Below are 9610 nucleotides of genomic sequence, written 5' to 3'. Positions count from 1 at the left end.
TTGTTGTTTGGGTTTGGTGTTGTTCACCCGGGGGGGGCCCCCCCCCCGGCCCCCCCCGGCCCCGGCGCCCCCCCCCCCCCCCGGGGCCCGGGGGGGGGGGGGCCCGGGGGGGGGGGCCCCCCCCCCGGCTCTGCCGACACCTCTGGGAGGGTTGATGAACTTCGACTTCGCCGCACAGGCGCCGAAACTGATGATGTTGCTGTGGGGGCTGGTCGCCTTCGCAGTGGTGGTCGGCGGCCTGCTCATCCTGCTCGACGTGGTACCGGCGTTCTTCGCCCGGCGCCGTGAGGCGCAACTCGTCGCGGCCTCCGCCGGCGGCGGCGTGCCCCTGCCCCGCCGGACCAAGCCCCGGGAGGGGCTGTTCGCTCTCTTCTTCCTGCTGCCGACCGTACTGCTGCTGATGATCGGCCTGGTCGTCCCGGCGATCCGCACCACGCTCCTGTCCTTCATGGACGGCGGCAGCCAGAACTGGGTCGGTCTGGACAACTACCGCTGGATGTTCGCCGAGGACGCGATCGTCCGGGTACTGATCAACACGCTGGTCTGGGTGACGCTGGTCCCGCTGGTCGCCACCGGCATGGGCCTGCTCTACGCCGTGCTGGTCGACAAGGCCCGGCTGGAGTCGCTGGCGAAGTCGCTGATCTTCATGCCGATGGCGATCTCGTTCGTGGGCGCCGCCATCATCTGGCGGTTCGTCTACGCCTATCGGGGTGAGGGCCAGGAACAGATCGGTCTGCTCAACCAGATCGTCGTCAGCCTCGGCGGCGAACCCAGACAGTGGCTGCTCGACTCACCACTGAACACGCTGCTGCTCATCGTGATCATGGTCTGGATCCAGGCCGGATTCGCCATGGTGGTGCTCTCCGCGGCGATCAAGTCCATTCCGGCCGACATCGTGGAGGCGGCCCGCCTCGACGGGGTCACCCCCTGGCAGATGTTCCGGCAGATCACCGTGCCCAGCATCCGGCCGGCCATGATCGTCGTCGTGGTCACCATCTCGATCGCCACGCTGAAGGTCTTCGACATCGTCCGCACCACGACCAACGGCAACTACGACACCAGCGTGATCGCGAACGAGATGTACAACCAGGCGTTCCGGTACGGCCAGAACGGGCAGGGATCCGCCCTCGCGGTCTTCCTCTTCATCCTGGTGCTACCGATCGTGATCTTCCAGATCCGGAACCTGCGTCAGCAGCGACGGGAGGGCTGAGATGACCACCACCACTCCCCCGGTCGCCGCCGGCGCCCAGGACACCAACGGCCCGTCGACGCGGGCGTCCCGGGTACGCAAGCGGCTGAACAGCCGTACCGCGACCGTGGTCGCGATCGTCATCGCGGTCGTCTGGACCATCCCGACGTTCGGCCTGCTCGTCTCCTCGTTCCGGCCGGAGCCCCAACTCAAGACCACCGGCTGGTGGACGTTCTTCCGGGACCCGCAGTTCACCCTGCAGAACTACCAGGACGTGCTGTTCGGACAGGCATCCGGCTCGGGACAACTCGCCAACTACTTCGTCAACTCGCTGGTCATCACCCTGCCGTCGGTACTGTTCCCGCTCGCGTTCGCCGCGCTGGCCGCGTACGCGCTGGCGTGGATCAACTTCCGCGGCCGGGACTGGGTCTACATCGGCATCTTCGCGCTCCAGATCGTGCCGTTGCAGATGGCGCTGGTGCCACTGTTGAGCTTCTTCTCGCGCGGAGTCAGCATCGGCGGCGTCACCCTGATGCCCGCCTGGAACCTCGACGGCGCGCAGAACTTCGCCCAGGTGTGGTTCGCCCACACCTGTTTCGCGTTGCCCTTCGCCGTGTTCCTGCTGCACAACTTCATCTCGCAGCTACCGAAGGACCTGATGGAGGCGGCGCGGGTCGACGGGGCCACCCACCCCAGGATCTTCCGCACCATCGTGTTGCCGCTGGTGGCGCCCGCGCTGGCCGCGTTCGGCATCTTCCAGTTCCTCTGGGTCTGGAACGACCTGCTGGTCGCGCTCATCTTCGCCGGTGGCAGCGACGTCACCGCACCACTCACCGTCCGGCTGGCCGAACTGGCCGGTACGCGCGGCAACGAGTGGCAACGGCTGACCGCCGGGGCGTTCGTCTCGATCGTCGTACCGCTGATCGTGTTCCTGTCGTTGCAGCGTTACTTCGTTCGAGGGCTGCTCGCCGGGAGCGTCAAGGGCTGACACCCCGGGTGGTGCCGCCGTCGACGGCGGCACCACCCGGGACATGAGCGGGGTAAGCGTGACCAGGATCGACGACGTCGCCCGGCTGGCCGGAGTCTCCACGGCCACCGTCTCCCGGGCGCTACGCGGACTGCCGACCGTGTCGGCCGCCACGCGACACCGGGTGCTGGCCGCCGCCGAGCAGTTGCAGTACGCCGTGTCGCCGAGCGCCTCCCGGCTGGCCGGCGGACGCACCGGCACCGTCGCGGTGGTCGTCCCCCGGATCACCCGGTGGTTCTTCGGCGTCGTCGTCGAAGCGGTCGAGGACTTCCTGCACCAGGCAGGCTACGACCTGCTGCTGCACAACCTCGGCGGCCGGGAGCAGAACCGGCAACGGCTGCTGCACCCCGCCAACCTGCACAAACGGGTGGACGCGGTGATGCTGGTCGCCACCCCGCTGCGGGCACCCGAACTGAGCGCCCTGGCCGCGCTCGACCTGCCCGGGGTGACCGTCAGCTCCGGCACCGACGTACCGGGCTGGCCCTGCGTACGCATCGACGACGTGGTTGCCGCGCGGACCGCCACCCGGCACCTGCTGGACCTCGGCCACCGACGCATCGCCCACATCTCCGGCGACCCCGACGACGAGCTCGCCTTCACCGCGCACCTGGACCGGCGGCGGGGCTATCAGGAGGCGCTGCGAGCCGCCGGGTTGTCACCCGACCCGAGCCTCGACGTGGAGTCCCGGTTCGACATCGCCGGTGGCACCCGGGCCACCGAGGAACTGCTGCGTCGGGGCGACCCGCCCACCGCGATCTTCGCCGCCTGTGACGAGATGGCGATGGGCGCGATGGGCGCGTTACGCGACGCCGGCCTGCGGGTACCACAGGACGTCAGCGTGATCGGCATCGACGACCACGCGCTCGCCGGGGTGCTCGGGCTGAGCACCATCGCCCAGCCCGCCGCCGAGCAGGGCCGGTTGGCCGCGAAACTGCTGCTCGACCCGCTCGCCGGACCGCCCCGGCAGCCCGGACCGCACCGGGCCACGTCGCCGGTGATCCTGAACACTCGGCTCGTCGTGCGGGAATCGACCGCACCGGCGCGGGCACACTAACGACCAGTCACCATCGTCGTCCGGCGACCCGCCGGGCCGGCTCGACCACGGGAGTCCGTCCTGAACGACAACGCGACGCAGCAGACCACGCCCTCCGCCCCGATCACGGGCTGGTGGACCGAGGCGGTGATCTACCAGATCTACCCGCGCTCGTTCGCCGACGCCAACGGCGACGGGATCGGCGACCTGCCGGGAATCACCGCCCGCCTCGACCACCTCGCCGAACTGGGGGTCGACGCGGTCTGGCTCTCCCCGTTCTATCCGTCGCCGCAGGCCGACGCCGGTTACGACGTGGCCGACTACCGGGACGTGGAGCCGCTGTTCGGCACGCTCGCCGACGCCGACGAGCTGATCGCGCAGGCCCGCGCCCGGGGGCTGCGGGTGATCGTCGACCTGGTGCCCAACCACACCTCGTCGGCACACCGGTGGTTCCAGGCCGCCCTGGCCGCCGCGCCGGGCAGCCCCGAACGGCAGCGGTACGTCTTCCGCGACGGCCGGGGCCCGGACGGCACCGAGCCGCCCAACGACTGGCAGAGCGTCTTCGGCGGACCGGCCTGGACCCGGGTCCCCGACGGGCAGTGGTACCTGCACCTGTTCGACACCGCCCAGCCCGACCTGAACTGGGACGCCCCGGAGGTGCGCACCGAGTTCCTGGACGTGCTGCGGTTCTGGCTGGACCGGGGCGTGGACGGCTTCCGCGTCGACGTCGCGCACGGGCTGGTCAAGCAGGCCGACCTCGCCGACTGGCGGGAGCCGCAGGAGATCCTCTCCGGGCAGGAGGCCGACAAGCCCCGCCCGCCGATGTGGGACCAGGACGGCGTACACGAGATCTACCGGGAGTGGCGGCGGCTGTTGGACGGCTACCCCGGGGAACGCGTCCTGGTCGCCGAGGCGTGGGTGGAGCCGGCCGAGCGGCTGGCCCGCTACGTCCGCCCCGACGAGATGCACCAGGCGTTCAACTTCGAGTACCTGGTCGCCTCCTGGACCGCCCCCGCCCAGTACGCGGTGATCACCCGGTCTCTGGAGGCCACCGACGCGGTCGGCGCACCCACCACGTGGGTGCTCTCCAACCACGACGTGGTCCGGCACGCGTCCCGGCTCGGGCTGCCGGTCGGCACCGCCCGACCCAACGGCATCGGCGTCGGCGACGAGCAGCCGGATGCTGCGCTCGGGCTGCGCCGTGCCCGGGCGGCCACCCTGCTGATGCTCGGCCTGCCCGGTTCGGCCTACCTCTACCAGGGCGAGGAGTTGGGTCTGCCCGAGCACACCAGCCTGCCCGACGAGGCCCGGCAGGACCCGACCTGGGAACGCAGCGGGCACACCCAGCGGGGCCGCGACGGCTGCCGGGTGCCGATCCCGTGGGAGGCCGACGCCCCGTCGTACGGGTTCGGGCCCACCAACGCGAGCTGGCTGCCGCAGCCGCCGGTCTGGGCCGAGTACGCCCTGGACCGCCAGCGCGACGTGCCCGGCTCGACGTACGAGATGTACCGCACGGCGTTGCGGCTGCGGCGTACGCACGGGTTGGGTCGGGGCACCCTGGAGTGGCTCTCCTCCGGCGACGACGTGCTGACCTTCCGCAACGGCGACCTGGTCGTCTCGACCAACTTCGGCCCGGAGGCCGTGCCGGTGCCCGACGGCGAGGTGCTGCACAGCAGCGCCCCGCTCAACGAGGACGGCTCCCTCCCCACCGACGTCACCGTCTGGCTCCACACCCCCTGACCGACGTAGGTCCGGTGCAAGGAAGGGCACCTTATTAACGCCTGAGGTAGAGGAAGGGCCCCTTGTTAACACCGCCCGCCGCGTGCTGCGGCGGGCCGGGCGCCGCCCTCCCGGGGATACTCGGGTAGGGCTCGCCGGCTGGCGGCTCCTGTTAACAGGGGGCCCTTGCTATGCACGAGGCGTTAATAAGGTGCCCTTCCTTACATCTGTCACAGCTTTTCGGCGCGGGTGTGCAGCAGGTCGCGGACGTCGGCGATGTCCTTGGGCGACGTCCGGGCGGCGAACCAGTACATGATCCCGGTGGGGATGAAGAAGAGCTGGAACGCGGCCAGCCCGACGGCGTAGTTCAGCGGCGGCGGGAAGGCCGCCCGCAGGGCGTGGAAGACCACGCCGACCAGCCCGTTGCCGGCCGCCCGCCCCACCCCGTTGACCAGGTTGCCGAGGCTGTAGACGGTGCCCCGGTGCTCGGGCGGGTTGGCGTCGGCGATCAACGCGAACCAGTTCGGTGAGTTCGCCGACGTCAACGCCAACGCCAGCATTGCGGTGAGCAGGCTCAGCCCGACCGTCGGCTCGGTGAACACACTGCCCACCACCGCCGCCACCACCGCGCCGGTACCAGCGCCGTCGGGCACGTCGATGCGGATCGGCACGAAGAACAGCACCAGGTAGAGCGGGACCGCGGCGAGGATGCCGACCGCGGCGACCAGAGCCCGGCCGGAGGGCGTACGCCGTTGCAGCGCGTCGCCGATCAGACCGCCGACGATGGAGAACACGCCGCCGAGCTGGAACAGGGTGGCGAAGACGCTGCCCACCACGATCGCCGTCGCCGGTGAGTAGCCCTGGTCGCGTGCCCGCTCGGTGAAGAGCACCGGCAGCCAGACCAGCGAACCGAACGCGGCCTGTGCGGTGAGGCCCTGCAGGACGAGCCACCGGTTGGTCCGCCGACCGAGGATGACCGGCAGGTCGGAGCGGCTGATCCGGTGGTCGTACTCGGCACCGCTCGCGAGCGCGGCGGCCAGTTCCGGTTCGCTCTGCCCGCGCCGGATGTCGTAGGTGAACAGGTACGCCGCGGTGGCGGCCAGGCCGACGACGGTGAGCAGGAGGAACGGGCGTCGCCAGTCGGCCGCGCCCAGCAGCCCGCCGACCAGCGTGCCGGCCAGCGTGCCGATGCCCTGGGAGAGTCCCCAGAAGCTCATCACCAGGCCACGGCGGCGGGGCGAGATCAGGTCGGTGACGACCGAGAAGCCGACCGATCCGACCGCACCGAGCCCGATCGCCGCCAGCAGCTGCGCGGCGAGGAACGTCGGGTAGTTGTCGGCCAGACCGCTGCCGCCGGTGCCGACCGCCCAGATCAGCGTGCCGATCATGAGCAGTGGCTTGCGGTTGGTGCGGTCCCCGAAATACGCCCAGCCGACCGCCGCGACGGCACTGACCAGGAAGCTGATCGCAGTGACCAGGCCGAGCAGGCGCTGCGGCACCGCGAAGGAGTCGGCGATCGCGCCGTAGAGCGGCGGCACCAGCCCGATCGCCACGTTGTCCAGCGAGGCGAGCAGCACGAAGACCACGACGCTGTAGATCCGGTGCGTGGCGCTCCCGCCCCACACCCGCGCGGATCGGCCCGTGCGCAAGGTCATGCCGGCAGCCAACCAGGACCGGATATCGGCCTGGTCACCGGGTCCACCCATCCCGTCACCGCGACGGCGGACCGGTCCGAACCCGCGCCACCGATCCACCCAGGCCGCCGACCTGCCGAACATGCCACGACTCCGACCGACCGGACGAGGTCCGACGCCCTCATCCGGCCCGCGGATCGCGTCGCCCGCGTCGCGATGATCACGCTCGATCCTGGATCGAGTGGCATCCCGGCGCCGCAATGACCACTCGATCCTGGATCGAGCACGACCTTGGGGCGAGCACGACCTTGGGGCGAGCACGACCTTGGGCGGCGGGATCCGGGCCGGGGCGGTGTCGCACCCCGGCCCGGAACGCGTGCGCTATCCGGCCGTCAGGCGGTCCAGGTGACGCTCCCGGGCTTCGGCGTAACGCTCCCGGATGGCCGGCACCGGCTCGGCGGCGTACTCCTCGGTGCCGGACGGTGACCACGACGGCGGTTCCGCACCACCGAGGGCCAGCCAGGCGGCCTGGCGGGCGGCCCCGTCGGCGACGTACTCGCCGGGGGGTGGGACGACCACCGGGCTGCCGAAGACCTGGGCGGCGATCCGGCGGACGGCGGCGGAGCGGGCCCCACCACCGACCAGGATCACCCGCCGGACGGTCGCCCCGTGGGCGGCCAGCGCGTCCAGCCCGTCGGCGAGCGCGCAGAGCAGGCCCTCCACCGCTGCCCGGGCCAGGTGGGCCGGGGTCGAGGTACCCAGGGTCAGCCCGTGCACCGCCCCGGTGGCCAGCGGCCGGTTCGGCGTCCGCTCACCCTCCAGGTACGGCACCAGGACCAGCCCGTCCGCACCGGGCGGTGCCGCCAGCGCCAGCTCGGCCAACTCGTCCAAGCCGACCCGCAGCATCCCGGCGGCGGCGTCCAGCACCCGGGCCGCGTTGAGGGTGCAGACCAGCGGCAGGAACCGGCCGCTGGCGTCGGCGAAGCCGGCGACGATCCCGGTCGGGTCGGCGGCCGGGGCGTCGGCGACGCTGAACACGGTGCCGGAGGTGCCGATCGAGACGACCACGTCGCCGGGTCCGGCGCCGACCCCGAACCCGGCGGCGGCGTTGTCCCCCGCGCCGGGTCCGAGCAGCGCACCGCCGGGCAGCGCGCCGGCCGCCTCGGCGGCACCCAGCACGGTCGGCACCCGTACCGTCCGGCCGAGCGCCCGTTCCAGCAGGTCGGGGCGGTACTCGCCAGTGGCCGGCGACCAGTATCCGGTGCCGCTGGCGTCACTGCGGTCGGTCCGCAACGCCGCCAGGTCGGACGATCCGGACAGCCGCCAGGTCAACCAGTCGTGCGGCAGGCAGACGGCGGCCACCCGGTCGGCGTTGGCCGGCTCGTGCCGGGCCAGCCAGCGCAGCTTGGTGACGGTGAAACTCGCCACCGGCACGCTGCCCACCGCGTCAGCCCAGAACTGCCGGCCCGCCGTACCGGCGCCGGCCTCCTCGACCAGGTCGGCGGCGGCCTGCGCGGAGCGGGTGTCGTTCCACAGCAGCGCCGGCCGCACCACCTCGCCCGACTCGTCCAGGCAGACCATGCCGTGCTGCTGGCCGGCGACGGAGACGGCGGCGACGTCGTCCAGCCCACCGGCGGCGTCGATCGCCGTCTGGAGGGCCGACCACCAGGCCGAGGGGTCGACCTCGGTGCCGTCCGGGTGCGGGGCCCGGCCCTGGCGGACCAGGTCACCGGTGTCCGCGTCCCGGACGACCACCTTGCAGGACTGGGTGGAGGAGTCCACCCCCGCGACGAGCGGCATGCCGTCGCCTCAGCGCGCGCCGAGCACGTGCTCGACGGCGAGCTGGTTGAGCCGGATGAAGCCGAAGCCCTTGGCGCCGGCCGCGTCGACGTCGTAGCCCTCGAACGCGCTGGTGTCGGCGAGCAGCTCGGCGTAGCCCTCACCCTCGCCCAGGGTCGGTACGCCCAGCTCGCCGACCTTGGCGGCGGCCAGTGCCTCGACCACCTCGGGGTCGGCCCGGAACGCCGCGGCCCGCTCCTTGAGCAGCAGGTAGGTCCGCATGTTCGCGGCGGCGGAGACCCACACCCCGTCCATGTCCTCGGTGCGGGAGGGCTTGTAGTCGAAGTGGCGCGGCCCGTCGTACCCCGGGCCGCCACCCGGGGCGCCGTGCTCCAGCAGGTCCACCAGCGCGAACGCGTTGAGCAGGTCACCGTGGCCGAAGACCAGGTCCTGGTCGTACTTGATGCCGCGCTGGCCGTTGAGGTCGATGTGGAACAGCTTGCCCTGCCAGAGCGCCTGGGCGATGCCGTGCACGAAGTTCAGCCCGGCCATCTGCTCGTGGCCGACCTCCGGGTTGACGCCGACCCGGTCGGGGTGGGCGAGCGTGGAGATGAAGGCCAGCGCGTGCCCGACGGTCGGCAGCAGGATGTCGCCGCGCGGCTCGTTCGGCTTGGGCTCCAGCGCGAAACGCAGGTCGTAGCCACGGTCGACGACGTACTGGCAGAGCAGGTCGACCGCCTCGCGGTAGCGGTCCAGCGCGGCCTGCACGTCCTTGGCGACGTCGTACTCGCCGCCTTCCCGGCCGCCCCACATGACGAAGGTCTGCGCGCCCAGCTCGGCGGCGAGGTCGACGTTGCGCAGCACCTTGCGCAGCGCGTACCGCCGGACGTCGCGGTCGTTGCTGGTGAAGCCGCCGTCCTTGAAGACGGGCTGCTGGAAGAGGTCGGTGGTGACCATCGGCACCACCAGGCCGGTCTCGTCGAGCGCCTTGCGGAACCGGGCGATCTGGCCGTCGCGGGCGGCGGCGTCCGCACCGAACGGCACGAGGTCGTCGTCGTGGAAGGTGACGCCGTACGCGCCCAGCTCGGCGAGCCGGTGCACCGACTCCACCGGGTCCAGGGCCGGTCGGGTGGCGTGACCGAACGGGTCTCGGCCCTGCCAGCCGACCGTCCAGAGGCCGAAGGAGAACTTGTCGGCGGGGGTGGGACGGGATGCCATTACAGACCTCC

The 9610-nt window shown here is 71.8% G+C and carries 7 protein-coding genes; 4 read left to right on the top strand and 3 right to left on the bottom strand.

Annotated elements, in window-relative coordinates; genetic code table 11:
• Positions 1-154: 154 nt before the first annotated feature.
• From ACFYTT_RS21140 to ACFYTT_RS21125, 4 genes are read left to right on the top strand one after another with little or no spacing between them, the layout of a single operon-like run.
• Complete coding sequence (locus ACFYTT_RS21140) at positions 155-1210, top strand: carbohydrate ABC transporter permease (protein WP_131053595.1); 1056 nt, start codon at positions 155-157, stop codon at positions 1208-1210.
• Between the two features lies 1 nt (position 1211).
• Complete coding sequence (locus ACFYTT_RS21135) at positions 1212-2177, top strand: carbohydrate ABC transporter permease (protein WP_131053594.1); 966 nt, start codon at positions 1212-1214, stop codon at positions 2175-2177.
• Between the two features lie 58 nt (positions 2178-2235).
• A complete protein-coding gene (locus tag ACFYTT_RS21130; RefSeq protein ID WP_387261670.1) occupies positions 2236-3270 on the top strand; it encodes a LacI family DNA-binding transcriptional regulator in 1035 nt (344 codons plus the stop codon).
• Between the two features lie 60 nt (positions 3271-3330).
• Positions 3331-4989: a glycoside hydrolase family 13 protein gene (locus tag ACFYTT_RS21125; RefSeq protein WP_387261667.1), complete on the top strand. Its 1659-nt coding sequence runs from the start codon at positions 3331-3333 to the stop codon at positions 4987-4989.
• A gap of 209 nt (positions 4990-5198) precedes the next feature.
• Here the strand turns inward: ACFYTT_RS21125 and ACFYTT_RS21120 are convergent, their stop codons facing one another.
• The 3 genes from ACFYTT_RS21120 to xylA form a co-directional block, all read right to left on the bottom strand.
• The gene (locus tag ACFYTT_RS21120; RefSeq protein ID WP_387261318.1) at positions 5199-6623 is read right to left on the bottom strand and encodes an MFS transporter; all 1425 of its coding nucleotides are present in this window, start codon (positions 6621-6623) and stop codon (positions 5199-5201) included.
• Positions 6624-6983: 360 nt separating this feature from the next.
• Positions 6984-8402: a xylulokinase gene (gene xylB, locus ACFYTT_RS21115; protein WP_387261315.1), complete on the bottom strand. Its 1419-nt coding sequence runs from the start codon at positions 8400-8402 to the stop codon at positions 6984-6986.
• 9 nt (positions 8403-8411) lie between these two features.
• Positions 8412-9599 (bottom strand): xylose isomerase, encoded by a 1188-nt coding sequence (gene xylA / locus ACFYTT_RS21110; RefSeq protein WP_131057701.1) that lies wholly within the window; start codon positions 9597-9599, stop codon positions 8412-8414.
• Positions 9600-9610 lie beyond the last annotated feature (11 nt).

The sequence above is a fragment of the Micromonospora sp. NPDC003816 genome (assembly GCF_042874705.1).
Classification (GTDB): Bacteria; Actinomycetota; Actinomycetes; order Mycobacteriales; family Micromonosporaceae; genus Micromonospora.
Note: the sequence above shows the minus strand (reverse complement) of the source record. Positions and strands in the feature narration are given on the sequence as shown.

Coding starts and splice junctions, on each gene's coding strand:
- ACFYTT_RS21140 (WP_131053595.1), top strand. CDS start 155: ATGAACTTCGACTTCGCCGCACAGGCGCCGAAACTGATGATGTTGCTG.
- ACFYTT_RS21135 (WP_131053594.1), top strand. CDS start 1,212: ATGACCACCACCACTCCCCCGGTCGCCGCCGGCGCCCAGGACACCAAC.
- ACFYTT_RS21120 (WP_387261318.1), bottom strand. CDS start 6,623: ATGACCTTGCGCACGGGCCGATCCGCGCGGGTGTGGGGCGGGAGCGCC.
- xylB (WP_387261315.1), bottom strand. CDS start 8,402: ATGCCGCTCGTCGCGGGGGTGGACTCCTCCACCCAGTCCTGCAAGGTG.
- xylA (WP_131057701.1), bottom strand. CDS start 9,599: ATGGCATCCCGTCCCACCCCCGCCGACAAGTTCTCCTTCGGCCTCTGG.